The following is a 15,148-nucleotide window of genomic DNA, read 5'->3' as shown; positions in this document are numbered from 1 at the left end:
CGCCTGCCACCATGGAATCATGTCGAGCCTGCCGGAGACCGTGGACTTCACCGCGGCGACCCGCGCCTGGTTCACCGAGTCGTTCGCCGCGCCCACACCGGCGCAGATCGGGGCCTGGCAGTCGGTGGCCGACCAGCGCCACACCCTCGTGGTCGCCCCCACCGGCTCGGGCAAGACGCTCGCGGCCTTCCTGTCGGCGATCGATCGCCTCCTGCGGCCACGCGAAGACGACACCCCGGGCGTCCGCGTCCTCTACGTCTCCCCCCTCAAGGCGCTGGCCGTCGACGTCGAACGCAATCTGCGATCACCCCTGATCGGCATCTCCAACGTGGCCGTCCGCGAGGGAGCCGCCTTCCGCGAGGTCTCCGTCGGGGTCCGATCGGGCGACACGCCCCCGGCCGAGCGCCGACGCCTGCAGGCGCATCCGCCGGACATCCTCATCACCACGCCCGAGTCGCTGTTCCTCATGCTGACGTCGTCCGTGCGCGAGACGCTGCGCACCGTCGACACCGTCATCCTCGACGAGATCCACGCCGTAGCCGGCACCAAACGCGGCGCACACCTGGCGTTGTCGCTCGAACGCCTCGACGCCCTCCTCGACCGCCCGGCGCAGCGCATCGGCCTGAGTGCGACAGTGCGTCCGCACGACGAGGTGGCCCGGTTCCTCGGCGGGCAGTCCCCCGTCGATGTCGTCGCGCCCTCGTCTCCGGCACGCATGGACCTGCGAATCGTCGTCCCCGTGCCGGACATGACCCAGCTCGGCCCCCGCGAACCCCGCCGAGGACCGCCGGAGGGATCGGCCGCACAGCCCGTGCACGATCCCGACGGCGACCGTGAGTCCGGCGGCACCATCTGGCCGCACGTCGAGGAGTCCATCGTCGACCGCGTCCTTCAGGCTCGTTCGACGATCGTGTTCGCCAACTCCCGCGGCGTGGCCGAACGGCTCACCGCTCGCCTCAACGAGGCGTACGTCGAGCGCCTTGAGGGGCAGCGACTCCAGCCCGCCACGCGGCAGCCGGCGCAGATGGGCGGCCTGTCCGGCCAGTCCGACGGAGCTGCGCCGACGCTCGCGCGCGCCCACCACGGTTCGGTCAGCAAGGAGCAGCGGGCGATCATCGAGGACGACCTCAAGTCGGGCCGGCTGCGCTGCGTCGTCGCCACCTCGAGCCTGGAACTCGGTATCGACATGGGTGCGGTCGACCTCGTGATCCAAGTGGCCTCACCTCCGTCGGTCGCCGCCGGACTCCAGCGGGTCGGCCGGGCGGGCCACCAGGTCGGCGAACTGTCCCAGGGCGTCATGTTCCCCACCAACCGGCACGACCTCGTCGCGGCCGCGGTCACCGCCTTGCGCATGCGCTCGGGCGACATCGAGCAGTTGCGCGTCCCGGCCAACCCGCTCGACATCCTCGCCCAGCAGACCATCGCCGCCGCCGCCCTCGAGCCCCTCGACGTCGAGGAATGGTTCGACACCGTCCGTCGCAGCGCGCCGTTCGCCGGCCTGCCCCGGTCCGCCTTCGACGCCACGCTCGATCTCGTCTCGGGCCGCTATCCGTCCGACGAGTTCGGCGAACTGCGGCCGCGCCTGGTGTGGGACCGCGACGCCGGCACGCTGACCGGCCGGCCCGGCTCTCAACGTCTCGCCGTCACCAGCGGCGGCACGATTCCCGACCGCGGGATGTTCGCCGTGGTCCTGGCCGGCGAGGACGAGGCCGGCGGGCGCAAGGTCGGCGAACTGGACGAGGAGATGGTCTACGAGTCACGTGTCGACGACGTCATCGCGCTCGGGGCCACGAGCTGGCGCATCCAAGAGATCACCCACGACCGGGTCATCGTCGTCCCCGCCTACGGCATGCCGGCCAGGCTCCCGTTCTGGCGCGGCGACGCGGTCGGCCGCCCCTACGAACTCGGGCGGGCGATCGGACAGTTCCTGCGCGAACTCGAACAGTCGCCCCCGCCCGCCGACATCGGCCTCGACGACCATGCGCTCGCCAACCTCAGCGCCCTGGTGGCCGACCAGCGAGCCGCGACCGGCCACCTGCCGACCGACCAGACCCTCGTGCTCGAGCGGTTCCGCGACGAGCTGGGCGACTGGCGGGTCGTGCTGCTGTCACCGTACGGACGCGCGGTCCACGCACCCTGGGCGCTGGCGGTCGGTGCTCGGATTCTGGAGCGTTACGGCGTCGACGGGTCGGTCGTGGCCGGCGACGACGGCATCGTCGCCCGTATCCCCGACACCGACAACGAGCCGCCCGGAGCCGACCTGTTCGTCTTCGATCCGGACGAACTCGAGGAGATCGTCACCCACGAGGTCGGTGGGTCGGCCCTGTTCTCCTCGCGGTTCCGCGAGTGCGCGGCGCGCGCGCTCCTTCTCCCCCGCCGTAATCCCGGCTCGCGCGCGCCGTTGTGGCAGCAGCGCCAACGCTCGGCCCAACTGCTCGACGTCGCGCGGCAGTTCCCGACCTTCCCGATCCTGCTCGAGACGGCACGCGAGGTGCTGCAGGACGTCTACGATCTCCCCGCGCTGCAGGATCTCGCCCGGCGCCTCGCCGGACGCGAGATCGGGCTGCTGGAGGTCACCACCGACGTCGCGTCGCCGTTCGCACAGACCCAGCTGTTCGGGTACGTCGGCGCGTTCCTCTACGACGGCGACCTGCCGCTCGCCGAACGCCGGGCAGCCGCCCTCACTCTCGACCCGGAGCTGCTCGCCGAACTGCTCGGGCGCACGGACCTTCGCGAACTGCTCGACCCAGAAGTCGTCGAGACGACCGAGCGCGAACTCCAGCGGCTGACCCCCGAGCGGGCGGCGCGGTCGCTCGAGCACGTCGCCGACCTACTGCGCCTCATCGGACCGCTGGACGCCGACGAGGTCGTCGCCCGCACGGCGCCGGAGCATCGCACCGAGGTCGCCGGATGGCTGTCCGGACTGCGCGAGCAGCGGCGCGCGATCGAAGTCCCCGTCGCGGGAACCGTGCGGTGGGCGGCGGTCGAGGATGCCGCGCGACTTCGCGACGCCCTCGGTACGGCGCTGCCGATGGGCATCGCCGCCGCGCATCTGGAGGGCGTCGGCGATCCGCTCACCGATCTCGTCGCTCGGTACGCGCGATCCCACGGGCCCTTCACGACCGACGACGTCGCCTCGCGTTACGGGCTGGGCACGGCGGTCGTCGGTGCCGCTCTGGCACGCTTGGCCGAGCAACGCCGAGTCGTCCACGGCGAGTTCCACCCCTCGGCAGCCGGCCGCGACGAGTGGATCGACGCGGGCGTCCTGCGCAAGCTCCGGGCCCGTTCGCTCGCGGCGGCCCGCCAGCAGGTCGAGCCCGTCGACGCGCTGACGTTCGCCCGTTTTCTCCCACAGTGGCAACACGTCGGGGGGCGTCAGCGCGGTCTGGACGCCGTCCTCACCGCGGTCGATCAACTCGCCGGAGTGCCCCTACCTGCCTCCGCCTGGGAGTCGCTGATTCTTCCCTCCCGGGTGGCGGACTACCAGCCGGCCATGCTCGACGAGCTTCTCGCGGCCGGCGAGGTCAGCTGGACGGGCGCCGGAACGCTGGCCGGCAATGACGGCTGGGTCCTGTTGACGCCGGGCGACCTCGACGGCCTGCACCGTGGGGAGCCGCCCGCCCCCGGGTCCCCCGCCGCGGCGCTCCTCGAGGCGATGCAGGGCTCGGGAGCGTTCCTGTTCAGTCAGCTGCTCCATCTGGTGGAGAACGGTGGCGAGACCGAGGAGATCGTCGACGCCCTCTGGGACCTCGTGTGGTCCGGTCACGTCTCCAACGACACGTTCGCTCCGGTGCGCGCCCGCATTCGTGGCGGCGGCGCTCATCGCACGCGCCGCACACCGCCCAGGGCCCGCCTCCATCGCGGTACCCGACGGCCCACCCGGCCCGTCCTGCCCCCGGTCGCTTCCGGACGCTGGTTCGCGCTCGACGCCCCCGACGGCTCCACGGCCGCCCAGCTGGTGCGCACCGAGCTCGCATTGCACCGCCACGGCGTCGTGACCAAGGGAGCCGTCGCGGTCGAGAGTCCGCCGGGAGGTTTCGCCGCCATGTACCGGGTCCTGCGCGAGATGGAGAGTTCCGGTTCGGCCCTGCGCGGGTACTTCGTCGACGGCCTCGGCGGGGCGCAGTTCGCCGCCAAGGGGGCGATCGATCGGTTGCGGGCGCACGTTCGCGACGACGACGCGCCGTCCTCGGACCCGCCTGTCGTCCTCGCCGCCACCGATCCGGCGAACCCCTACGGCGCCGCGCTGCCCTGGCTCGACCGCAATTCCGGCGGACACCGTCCCGGCCGCAAGGCCGGTGCGCTCGTCGTGCTCCACGACGGCCACCTCGTGCTGTATCTGGAGCGAGGCGGCAAGACGCTGCTGACCTTCAGCGACGACCCCGCCCGGCTCGATGTCGCCGCCGAGGGTTTCGTCCGCACCGCCCGCGCCCTTCGGCTCGGCCGCCTGACGATCCACACCGCCGACGGGCAACCCGTCGCGGACACGCCGGTCGGCAAGGCCCTGGCCGCGGCCGGCTTCGAGGCCCATCTGAAGGGTCTGCGGCTCGATGCCTGAGGGCGACACCGTCTGGCGTACCGCCCATCATCTGCACGAGGCGTTCGCCGGCACCGAGCTCACGCGCACGGACTTTCGGGTTCCCCGCTACGCAACGGTCGACCTCGTGGGTCACCGGGTCGAGGAGGTGGTCAGCCGCGGCAAGCATCTGCTCATGCGGACCGAGGCGTTCACGGTGCACTCGCATCTGAAGATGGAAGGCGCCTGGCACCTGTACCGACGTCCCCGACCGCGCTGGCGGCGTCCGGGCCACAGCGCTCGGGCGGTGCTCGAGAATGATCATTGGCAGGCCGTCGGTTTCTCCCTCGGCGTCCTGGAGGTACTACCGCGCGAGCGTGAAGCCGACGTCATCGGGCACCTCGGGCCGGACCTGCTCGCACCCGACTTCGATGCGGCACTCGCCGCCGACCTCGTCCGCCGCGATCGCGATCGGCCGATCTTCCTCGCGCTGCTGGACCAGCGCAATGTCGCCGGTTTCGGCAACGAGTACGTCAACGAGCTGCTGTTCCTCCGCGGGCTCTCCCCCACGCGTCCGGTCGGCGAGGTTCCCGACGTGGTCGAGCTCATCGGGCTCGGTCAGCGCCTACTGTCCGCCAACGCGCGGCAGGTCGACAGGTCCTTCGGCGTGGAATCGCGAGTCCGTCGTGGCGGCGACGACCAGCGTTGGGTCTACGGCCGCGCCGGTCGGCCGTGCCACCGCTGCGGTACCGCCATCGGGCAAGGTCAGCTCGGTGACGATCCCACCCGCGAGCGGGTCACGTTCTGGTGCTCGCGCTGCCAGACCTGACCGGAGCCCGGGAGCTCGGAGCGACGGACCCAGATCATCTCCTCGTCCAGGTCGGTCGTGCGGGCGTCCCAGGCGTCGAGGAACCAGTTCTGCCGGATCGTCCACGGGCGCCGCGAGCCCTGCAACGGGAGGCGGTCCTCGACGCGCTTGATGTAGTTGGACTCCAGGTCCAGGATCGGCGCGGGGTCTCCGCTGGCGCCCGCGGGGTCGGGCATGCCGTAGGCGTAACCGTGCTCGTCGAGGTGGTTGAGGTAGCGAGCGACGTACTTCCAGGTGAGGTCCGCACGCAGCGTCCACGAGGCGTTCGTGTAGCCCACGCACCACGCGAGGTTCGGCAGACCGCTGAACATGAGGCCCTTGTAGGTGTAGAGCTCATGCGGGTCGATGCTGCGGCCGTCGACCGAAACGTCGATCTGTCCGAGGGCGACGAGCTGCAGCCCGGTCGCCGTCACCACGATGTCGGCGTCGAGGTGCTCGCCGGACTTCAGCGCGATGCCCTTGGGGGTGAACTCCTCGATGTGGTCGGTGACGATGTCCGCCTTGCCGTCGCGAACGACGCGCCACAGGTCGCCGCCGGGCACGACGCACAGTCGCTGGTCCCACGGCTTGTAGTACGGCGTCAGATGCTTGGCATCGAGCTCCGGGGCCTGTCGCTGCGCGAGGCCCAACAGGATACGGCGAGCGAGTCTGGGGAAGGTCCGGCAGAAGACGTAGAAGCCGACGGTCATCACCGCGTACCGCAGGCGCGTGGCCTTGTGGACGAGCTGCTGGGGAAGCAGGCGCCGCGCGACGTTGGCGACGGGGTCCTTCCCGGGCTGGGACAGGATGTAGGTGGGCGAACGCTGCAGCATCGTCACCTTGGCGGCGTCGCGAGCCATCGACGGCAGCAGGGTGATGGCCGTGGCGCCCGAACCGATGATGACCACGTTCTTGCCCGCGTAGTCGAGGTCCTCGGGCCAGAACTGCGGATGCACGACGCGGCCTTCGTAGTCATCGATGCCGGGGAACGGCGGCGTGTAGCCCTCGTCGTAGCTGTAGTAGCCGCTGCACAGGTACAGGAAGGACGTCGTGATCGTCTCGGTCGATCCGTCGCCGAGCCGCGACGTCACGGTCCAGAGCGCATCGTCACTGGCCCAGGAGGCGGACTCGACCCGGCGGCCGTAGCGGATGCGCTCGGCGATGCCCGCCTCACGTGCGGTGTCGACGATGTACTGGCGGATGTCGTCGCCGTCGGCGATCGCCTTCTCATTCGTCCACGGCCGGAAGGGGTAACTCAGCGTGTACATGTCCGAGTCCGAGCGCACCCCGGGGTAACGGAACAGGTCCCAGGTGCCACCCATCTGCTCGCGCTGTTCGAGGACGGCGTAGGTCTTACCCGGGCTCATCTCCTGCAGCCGATAGGCGGCGCCGATGCCCGACAACCCCGCCCCGACGATCAGGACGTCCACGTGATCTGTGCTCATGTGCCTCGATCTCCGATCCACCGACGCTGCTCTCCGTATATGACATCGGCAGTGTCACGTTAACAGATACTCGCAGTATCCGAAACCGGACGTGAATTGGCCCACCACCACCGTAGGCGACCTAGGATGACTCCATGACGACAGCAGCCGAGGCCGCCGCGCTCGACGACGTTTCGGACGGCGAGCCGGGTGAGCAGCACCGCGGACTGGGACTCTTCCTCGCGATCGCCGGTGGCATCGGCGTACTCGCCTCCACGATCCTGACGATCGACAAGATCAACCTCCTCGAGGCCGAAGCGGCCGGCGAGCAGGTCGCGCTCGGCTGCGACCTCAACGCGTTCGTCAGCTGCAGCGGCGTGATCGCCTCGGAGCAGGCGGAGGCCTTCGGCTTCCCCAACCCGCTCATGGGCATCGCCGGTTTCGCCGTCGTGGCGACGCTGGGCGTGCTGCTCGCCAGCGGCCTGCGGTTGCCGGGCTGGGTGTGGGGCGGTCTGCAAGCCGGCACCGTCTTCGGCATCGCCTTCGTGACGTGGCTGCAGTATCAGAGCATCTTCACCATCGGCCGGCTCTGCCCGTACTGCATGGTCGTGTGGGCGGTCATGATCCCCATCTTCGTGCTCGTCACCGCGCGCAACGTGCCCGGCCGCTTTCTGCGCAACTGGTCCGCCCTCATCATCGCGCTGTGGTACATCGCCGTCGCCGCGACGATCTTCTTCGTCTTCGGCGACACCCTCTGGGCCTGAGCGTGTAGCACACGCCCTCGCCCATCCGGGATCGATAGTCCCGAAGCACCACAGAAAATGGCCCGCGTCGCTACACAAATGGCCCGCCATTTGGGATAAACATCCCATTCGTGATCTCTAGGATCGATTCACGCAGGTCACATCAGTGATCAGCTGTTGCATCTGGGAGGGTCATCATGCAGGTTCACGCAACGCTCAACGCCTGGTTCTCATCACTCACCGCGCGCCGTGGGGAGCGCGGCGCGACCGCGGTCGAGTACGGGCTCATCGTCGCGCTCATCGCCGTCGCGATCATCGCAGCCGTCACGTTGCTCGGCGACGAGCTCACGGATCTGTTTGGGACCGTCAGCAACGAGGTCGGTAACGCCAATCCCAGCCCGAGCGCCAGCGCTGGTAGCTGAAACGTCAATCCACTGACGTCGACGGTCTTGGGAGGGACGTCTTCGTGAACCGACAGATCGCAGCGATCGGGGTCGCCGTCGTGCTGGCCGTGCTCGGGATCGCCGCCGTCGTGGCGTACGCCCGTGGCGCCGACGAGCGCGCCCTCGCGGGCACCGAGACCGTCGAGGTGCTGCGGCTCACCGCACCGGTCGAGGCGAAGACGCCGGCGGCCGAGTTGGCCGACCATGTCGAACTCGACCAGATCCCCCGCGCGGCGCTCGTCGAGGGAGCGTTGACCTCGCTCGAGGACGTCGCCGGTCAGGTGACGAGCGCGGCGCTCGTGCCCGGCGACCAGCTCACTGCAGAGAAGTTCACGTCGACGGAGCAGGTCGAGGGAGGGACGTCGCTGCCCGAGGGGCTCCAGGCGATCGCGTTCCCGCTCGAGCCGCATCGCGCGGTCTCCGGCGAGGTACTCGCCGGCGACACGATCGGCATCATGGCGAGCTATCACGGCCGGCAGGTCACCGCGAACCTCGCCAACCGCGTGCTCGTCCTGTCCATCACTCCGGCGGACGGCGGCTCGTCCACGGTGACCGCCGCCGTCACGACCGAGCAGGCCGAGAAGATCATCCATGCGATGGAGTTCGGCACGGTGTGGCTCACCAAGCAGAACGAGTCGACCGACGTCGAGGGGGGACGCACGATCACCGAGGGAGACATCGCGCCGTGATCAACCAGTACGCCCTGCTCGTCGGCGCCGACGACGAGACCGCGGCCCGCATCGGCCGCACCATCGGTCATCGCTGTGTCGGACTGGAGGCCGACGGCCTCATCCCGCCGCACACGAGCCTGCTCCGCGGACTCAACCCGCATATGCTGCCCGAGGTCATCGTCTTCGCCGCGACCCTCCCGCGCGAACGCTCCCTGGCGCTGGCCACCGAAGTCCATACGGCTCGGCCGGACATCCAGCTCATGCTCGTCGCGCCGACGGAGAAGGAGATCATCGTCGACGCCATGCGCGTCGGCATTCGCGAAGTCGCCCCGTCCCTCGACGACGCGGCGTTCTTGGCCGCGATCCGCGACCGCCTCGCGGCCCGGCGCGAGGACGAGGAGCCGTTCCTGGGTGTGTCGCACCCGGCTCCGCCCGAGGACAGGGGAAGCCAGATCATCGCCGTGGTGTCGCCGAAGGGTGGCGTCGGCAAGACCAGCATCGCGGCTAGCCTCGCCCTCACCCTGGCCCGCCGGGCCCCGATGGACGTGGTCCTCGTCGACCTGGACCTGCAGTTCGGTGACATCGCCACGGTGCTCGACCTCGCGCCGCATCACACCGTCGAGCACGTCTTCGCCACCGATCAGCTCGACAACCTGCTGCTCAAGACGCATCTGACACTGCATCCGGCCTCCCACACCTTCGTGCTCTGCGGCGCGGATTCGCCGGCCGCGACGGACCAGGTCACGGGCGAACAGGTGGCGCGGCTCTTGCGGCAGCTGGCCTCGCAGTTCACGTACGTCGTCGTGGACACGGCGGCCGGAGTGGACGAGGCGACCTTGTCGGTGCTGGAGACCGCCGACGAAGCCGTCGTCGTCTCGACGCTCGACCTCCCGTGCCTTCGCAGCGTCCGCAAGGAGCTCGAACTGCTGGCCGACCTCAACCTGCTGCCCCCGGTTCGCCACACCGTCGTGAACCTCGCCGACAAGACGACCGGCTTGAAGATCAAGGACGTCGAGGGGCTCGTGCAGGCACCGGTCGACGTCGTGATCGCACGGACGAAGGACGTTCCGGCGGCCACCAATCGCGGTGTCCCGCTCGTGTTGACCAGGAAGCGCGGCCCGTTCGTCAAGGGCATCGAGCTCCTCGCCGAGCGCGTCGCCCGCGGAACCGGCCCCGAGGGCGACAAGGGATCGCACCGACGGCTGGAGGTGGCATGAGGATCAGCGAGCGGCTCGACGCCCTCCGCGACACCCGTCAGGAACAGGCCCACCGGCAGGACGCACCGGTCCCCGACCGCGACGCCGAGGCCGCGCCGGTCGCTGACGCGTTCCGTGAGCTCAAACAGCAAGCGACGGAGGAGCTCTTCGCCCGCCTCGGATCGCGGCTCACCGACCCCTCGCTGACCGAGGCACAGCTGCATCGCCTCGTCCGCGACGAGATCTCCGACGTCATCGCGGCGCAACAGTCGCTGCTGTCGGCCGAGGAGAGCGCGCGACTCCTGCGCGATGTGGAGGACGATGCGATCGGCCTCGGTCCGCTCCAGCGGCTGCTCGACGACGAGTCGATCAGCGAGATCATGGTCAACCGGTACGACCAGGTCTACGTCGAGCGCCACGGGAAGCTCACGTTGTCCTCCGCACGGTTCGGATCCGAGAACCATCTCCGCCGGGTCATCGAGCGCATCGTCGGCCGCGTGGGCCGCCGCATCGACGAGTCGTCACCGCTCGTCGATGCCCGCTTGTCCGATGGCTCTCGCGTCAACGCCGTGATCCCGCCGCTCACCGTCGACGGCTGCTCGCTCACCATCCGCAAGTTCTCTCGCCGGCCGCTCACCGTCTCCGACCTGGTCGGCTTCGGCACCCTCACGCCCGCCCTCGCACCGCTGCTGAACGCGTGTGTGCAGGCCCGGCTCAACATCCTGGTCAGCGGCGGTACGGGATCGGGCAAGACCACGCTGCTCAACGTCTTGTCGGGGTTCATCGCGCGCGACGAACGCATCGTGACGATCGAGGACGCGGTCGAACTCAACCTTCAGCAGCCGCATGTGGTGCGAATGGAGAGCCGCCCACCCAACATCGAGGGCTCGGGTGAGGTCACCATCCGCGACCTCGTGCGCAACGCGCTGCGCATGCGCCCCGACCGGATCGTGGTCGGCGAGTGCCGCGGGGGCGAGGCGCTCGACATGCTGCAGGCGATGAACACGGGCCACGACGGTTCGCTCTCCACGCTGCACGCCAACTCGCCGCGCGACGCGATGGCGCGGCTCGAGACGCTCGTGCTGATGGCCGGGATGGAACTTCCGTTGCGCGCCATTCGAGAACAGGCCGCCTCGGCCGTGGACGTCATCGTGCACTTGAGCCGGTTGCGCGATGGGAGCCGGCGCGTCACGCATGTCACCGAGGTCCTCGGCGTCGAGAACGACACCGTCGTCCTGCAGGACCTGTTCACCTTCGACTTCGCCGCGGGCGTGGACCAGCACGGACGGTTCCGCGGAGAAGCCCGACCGACCGGGCTGCGCCCACGTTTCGTCGAGCGGTTCGCTGAGCTCGGCGTCCGCTTCGACGCGGCCACCGTACTCGGGCTCCCGGGACGGTGAGCGGATGCTCGCGCTCGGAACCGTCCTCCTCGGGGCGGCCCTCGCCGTCCTCGCCGTGGCCTTCCGCCTCACTCCCGGCGGCGCCGTGCCGCGGGACCGCCTCCAGCGGTACGGGCTGCGGGCACGATCGGGCGTCGTCACGAAGGTCTCCCACACCCTCGTGGATCAGGTCGACTCGCACGTCGTCCAGCGCGGCTGGCGCCCGTTCAGCGCGGAGGAGCTGCGTCTCGCCGGCATCTCGCTCAGTGTGGCTCAACTCATCGTCGCCGTCGGTGCTGCGACGCTCGCCCTCGGCGCGCTGGGGCTCGTGTTCAGCGGCCCGGTGGCGGGCGCGTTCCTCGCCCTCGCCACGCCCGTCCTGGTCAAGGTCCTCGTCAGCGCCCGCGTGGCACGACAGCGTCGCCGCTTCGCCGACCAGCTCCCGGCCGCGCTGCAGATGATGGCAGCCTCGCTGCGCGCCGGCCACAGCTTCGCGCGCTCGCTCGACGTCGTCGCTCGCGAGTCGGAAGAACCGATGTCCACGGAGATGGCGCGGGCGGTGAACGAGCACCGGCTCGGCCGCGATCTCGTCGAGGCGCTCGACGACATCGCCGTGCGGATGGACTACCCGGACTTCGCCTGGGTCGCCGGAGCCGTCGGCAGCCAACGCGAGACCGGCGGCAACCTCAACGAGATCCTCGATCAGGTGGCCGAGACCATCCGCGAACGAGCGCATCTGCGACAGCACGTGCGGTCGCTGTCGGCGGAAGGGCGGCTCTCGGCGCTCATCCTCATGGTGCTTCCGCTGCTGCTCGGCGCGTACTACCTCGTGGCGAGCCCGGACCTCATGCAGGCGTTCACCGCGACGCTCATCGGCAAGCTCCTGCTGCTCCTGAGCGCGATCGGCTACGCCGCCGGCGGCCTCTGGATGCGCTCGGTCGTCAAGGTCGAGTTCTGAGGCCGCCGCCATGCTGCTGATCGCCGTCCTGCTGCTCACCGGCTCGCTCCTCGCCTGCGCCGTCGCGCTCGGACTGCTCGCCCTTCCCGACGCGACGGTGCGTCGGCGGGTGCGAAGGCTGACTCCTGGCGACGGTGCCGCCCGCCCCTCCCCCAACCTCGCTCCGCCGACCTGGGCACGCTGGCTCGCACCGCCGCGGACTCGACAGCGGCTGCGCCGTCACCTCCTGCTCGCCGGACATCCCGAGGGGTGGACGCTGAACCGGCTCATCGTCGCCAAACCGCTCGGCCTCGCCGCCGGCGGGTTGTTCGCCCTGGTCGTCATCAGCCGGACCGACGGCCTGTTGCTCGTCGTCGCCGGCCTCGGCATCGCCGCACTCGGCTACGTGGTCCCCGACCTGCTCCTCTACAACCGGGCGATCAAGCGCCAGGAGCAGATCCAACGCGAACTACCCGACCTGCTCGACCAGGTGGTGATCTCGATCGAGGCCGGTGTCGGGTTCGAGGCCGCACTGGCCCGTGTCGCGCAGACCAACTCCGGCCCGCTGCCCGACGAGATCCGGCGCCTCCTGCAGGACATGGCGCTCGGTTGGTCGCGCCGCGAGGCCTACCTCGCCCTGGCCGAGCGCACCACGGTCGAGGAGCTGCGCGGCTTCTGCAAGGCCGTCATCCAGGCCGAGGATTTCGGGGTCTCCCTCGCGACGGTGGTCCGCACGCAAGCCCGCGAGATGCGGATCTCACGCCGCGCACGAGCCGAGACCAGGGCACAGCAGGTTCCCGTGAAGATCCTGCTGCCGCTGGTGTTCTGCATCCTCCCGGTCCTCTTCGTCGTCATCCTCGGGCCGCCGATCGTCGCCGCCTTCCACCTGCGATAGGAACCCGACCCCGGTAACGTGCCGCCTGGCCCGTCGGACGACGAGAGAAGGACCGCGATGCGCTCGACCGGCACTCCGCCGCGGCGATCGACCCGCCGCGTCGCGGCCGTCGTCGCCGGCGTCCTCACCCTCGTGATTCTCGCGACTCAGCTGATCGCGCTCCTCCCTCCCCACTGGTGGGGTCCCGCGCTCGACGTTCCGTGGCTGCAGTACGCGATCATCGTCCTCGGGGTCGGGCGCGACGAGCTGGGAATCTGGCTCGTGCTCCTCGCGATCCTCGCGCTGGTACTGGCGGTCCGCGCGGTCCGGGCCGCCGCCTCGGCGGCTCGGCGGGTACTGACGCTGGGGGCCGCTGTCGCGCTCCTCGCCTCCGCTGCCACCGCGGGCACCTTGGTCACCGCGGCGGCCGACGAGGGAGCCGGAGTATGGCCCTTCGCCCCCACCGTCCCCTTCATGTCGAACCTCGAGGGACCGGATGCGACCGTCACGGTGAGCGAACTGAACGACGAAGAACTGCGCGCCGACCTGTATCTGCCCGGCGCCGACGGGCCGCACCCGGTCGTGGTGTTCGTGCACGGCGGAGGCTTCGACGGCGGGGACAAGGGGCCTTCCCCGTATCACCGCTATCTCGCCGACCGCGGCTACGCCGTCGTCGACGTCCAGTACCGGCTCGCCCGACCGGGCCGGCCCACCTGGGACCTGGCCGTGAACGACGTCGGGTGCGCCCTGACCTGGGTCACCCGGCACGCAGGCGAATACGCGTTGGATGCTCGGCGTGTGGCCCTCTTCGGGCAGTCCGCCGGAGGCAACCTCGCGTACAACGCCGGGTACCTGGCGAGCTCGGGCGATCTCGATCCCTCGTGCGGGAGCGCCGACGAGCTGCCGCACGTGCGCGCCGTCCTCGGCAGCTACCCGGCAGTCGACCTGACCGATACGCGCACGGTGTTCGGCCGGCGGCTCAGCGCCGGGTACATCGGCGGTTCCCCGCAGGAGTACCCCGAGCGCTACGCCTTCACCCACCCGCTCACCCATGCGAGCCCGTCGTCGCCACCCACGCTCGTCGTCCAGGGCACCCGCGACCATCTGGTGCTGCCCGGACCCGCCGAGCGCTTCGTCCGGGAGATCCGCCAGCTCGAGATCCCCACCCGCTATGTGCCGCTACCGGCGAGCGAGCACGGCGCCGGCGACTTCGGCGGCACCGCCACGTGGGGCACGCGGACGACCCGAGCGGTCGTGGTGCAGTGGCTCAACGCGCACGTGCGCGAATGAGCGCGCGGTAGCCATCGCGGTAGCTCGGATAGGCGAAGTCGAATCCGGTGGAGCGCAGCAGGTCGCCGCGGCATCGCTTGCCGCTCAACGCGGCCGTCTCGACGTCGTGCGGGGGCGGGACGGTGCCGAGCTCGCCGGCGATGAACTCCGCGATCTCAGCGCGGGTGGCGGGAATCCCGTCGACGCCGAGGTACACCGGAGCGGGCGCAGCGACCTGGAGCAGCAGATGCACGATGGCGGACGCCGCGTCGTCGACATGGATGAGATTCAGATAGCGACCCGCGTTGGCCAGCCGGTCCCCGGCCTCCACCTGGCGCAGCAACCGGTCTCGGCCGGGGCCGTAGATGCCGCCGAGCCGCAGCGCGACCGCCTCGGGCGACCGGCGGCGCAGCAGGTGCTCGGCCTCGACGAGGACCGCCGCCGTTCCCGCCGCCGCTGAGGCCGGGGTGTGTTCGTCGACCCAGGAGCCGTCGCCGACGGCGTAGACACCGGTCGACGAGACCAGCACCACCCGTGGCGCCGAGCCGAGCACGTCGACCGCGTCGAGCACGTGGGACAAGGCGTCGACGTAGGCCCGCCGATACCCCTCCACGGACCGTTCACCTGCTGCCGTCGCGACGACCACGAGGTCGGTGTCCCCGGGAAGGTCCGGCCGCTCGACGGCGAGGTCGATCGACCGGCCTTCGATCTGCGCAGGCAGTACGGCGGCGTTGCGGCGCAGGCCGACGACGCGATGGCCGGCCGCGGCGAGCTGCAGGCCGACCCGCGTCCCGAGGTCACCGCATCCGGCGATCACAGCGGTCATCGTCGTCTCTCGTCTCGTCGTCA

12 protein-coding genes are annotated in these 15,148 nt (G+C 70.4%); 10 read left to right on the top strand and 2 right to left on the bottom strand.

The genetic code is table 11. The annotated features are described in order from the left end of the window. Positions 1-19 precede the first annotated feature (19 nt). The gene (locus D9V41_RS06360; protein ID WP_121793687.1) at positions 20-4,558 is read left to right on the top strand and encodes an ATP-dependent helicase; all 4,539 of its coding nucleotides are present in this window, start codon (positions 20-22) and stop codon (positions 4,556-4,558) included. Beyond that, positions 4,551-5,345: a DNA-formamidopyrimidine glycosylase family protein gene (locus tag D9V41_RS06355; RefSeq protein WP_121793686.1), complete on the top strand. Its 795-nt coding sequence runs from the start codon at positions 4,551-4,553 to the stop codon at positions 5,343-5,345. Before D9V41_RS06360 ends, D9V41_RS06355 begins: the two co-directional genes overlap by 8 nt. Here D9V41_RS06355 and D9V41_RS06350 read toward each other — a convergent pair. Beyond that, positions 5,282-6,808 carry a flavin-containing monooxygenase gene (locus tag D9V41_RS06350; protein WP_121793685.1) on the bottom strand — a complete coding sequence of 509 codons (1,527 nt, stop codon included), beginning with the start codon at positions 6,806-6,808 and terminating at the stop codon, positions 5,282-5,284. The genes D9V41_RS06355 and D9V41_RS06350 overlap by 64 nt on opposite strands. Positions 6,809-6,942: 134 nt before the next feature. Here D9V41_RS06350 and D9V41_RS06345 point away from each other — a divergent pair, with 134 nt between their 5' ends. The 8 genes from D9V41_RS06345 to D9V41_RS06310 all read left to right on the top strand — a co-directional run bounded on the left by D9V41_RS06345 (position 6,943) and on the right by D9V41_RS06310 (position 14,320). Beyond that, positions 6,943-7,551: a vitamin K epoxide reductase family protein gene (locus D9V41_RS06345; protein ID WP_121793684.1), complete on the top strand. Its 609-nt coding sequence runs from the start codon at positions 6,943-6,945 to the stop codon at positions 7,549-7,551. Between the two features lie 176 nt (positions 7,552-7,727). Further along, positions 7,728-7,952, top strand: coding sequence for a Flp family type IVb pilin (locus D9V41_RS06340; RefSeq protein WP_121793683.1), 225 nt, complete (start codon positions 7,728-7,730; stop codon positions 7,950-7,952). A 44-nt stretch (positions 7,953-7,996) separates the two neighbouring features. Then, on the top strand, positions 7,997-8,662 hold the full coding sequence (gene cpaB, locus D9V41_RS06335; RefSeq protein WP_121793682.1) for a Flp pilus assembly protein CpaB: 666 nt from the start codon (positions 7,997-7,999) through the stop codon (positions 8,660-8,662). Continuing rightward, positions 8,659-9,861 carry a CpaE/TadZ family protein gene (locus tag D9V41_RS06330; protein ID WP_121793681.1) on the top strand — a complete coding sequence of 401 codons (1,203 nt, stop codon included), beginning with the start codon at positions 8,659-8,661 and terminating at the stop codon, positions 9,859-9,861. Before cpaB ends, D9V41_RS06330 begins: the two co-directional genes overlap by 4 nt. Then, on the top strand, positions 9,858-11,240 hold the full coding sequence (locus D9V41_RS06325) for a TadA family conjugal transfer-associated ATPase (protein WP_121793680.1): 1,383 nt from the start codon (positions 9,858-9,860) through the stop codon (positions 11,238-11,240). The genes D9V41_RS06330 and D9V41_RS06325 overlap by 4 nt, the downstream gene beginning before the upstream one ends. Before the next feature lie 4 nt (positions 11,241-11,244). Continuing rightward, entirely contained in the window at positions 11,245-12,177 is a 933-nt protein-coding gene (locus D9V41_RS06320) for a type II secretion system F family protein (RefSeq protein WP_121793679.1), read from the top strand. 10 nt (positions 12,178-12,187) lie between these two features. Continuing rightward, entirely contained in the window at positions 12,188-13,051 is an 864-nt protein-coding gene (locus D9V41_RS06315) for a type II secretion system F family protein (protein ID WP_121793678.1), read from the top strand. Between the two features lie 57 nt (positions 13,052-13,108). Beyond that, entirely contained in the window at positions 13,109-14,320 is a 1,212-nt protein-coding gene (locus D9V41_RS06310; RefSeq protein WP_121793677.1) for an alpha/beta hydrolase, read from the top strand. Here the strand turns inward: D9V41_RS06310 and D9V41_RS06305 are convergent. Then, entirely contained in the window at positions 14,298-15,125 is an 828-nt protein-coding gene (locus D9V41_RS06305; RefSeq protein WP_121793676.1) for an NAD-dependent epimerase/dehydratase family protein, read from the bottom strand. The genes D9V41_RS06310 and D9V41_RS06305 overlap by 23 nt on opposite strands. Positions 15,126-15,148: the final 23 nt, after the last annotated feature.

It is taken from the genome of Aeromicrobium phragmitis, from assembly GCF_003674095.1.
GTDB lineage: Bacteria > Actinomycetota > Actinomycetes > Propionibacteriales > Nocardioidaceae > Aeromicrobium > Aeromicrobium phragmitis.
Note: the sequence above shows the minus strand (reverse complement) of the source record. Positions and strands in the feature narration are given on the sequence as shown.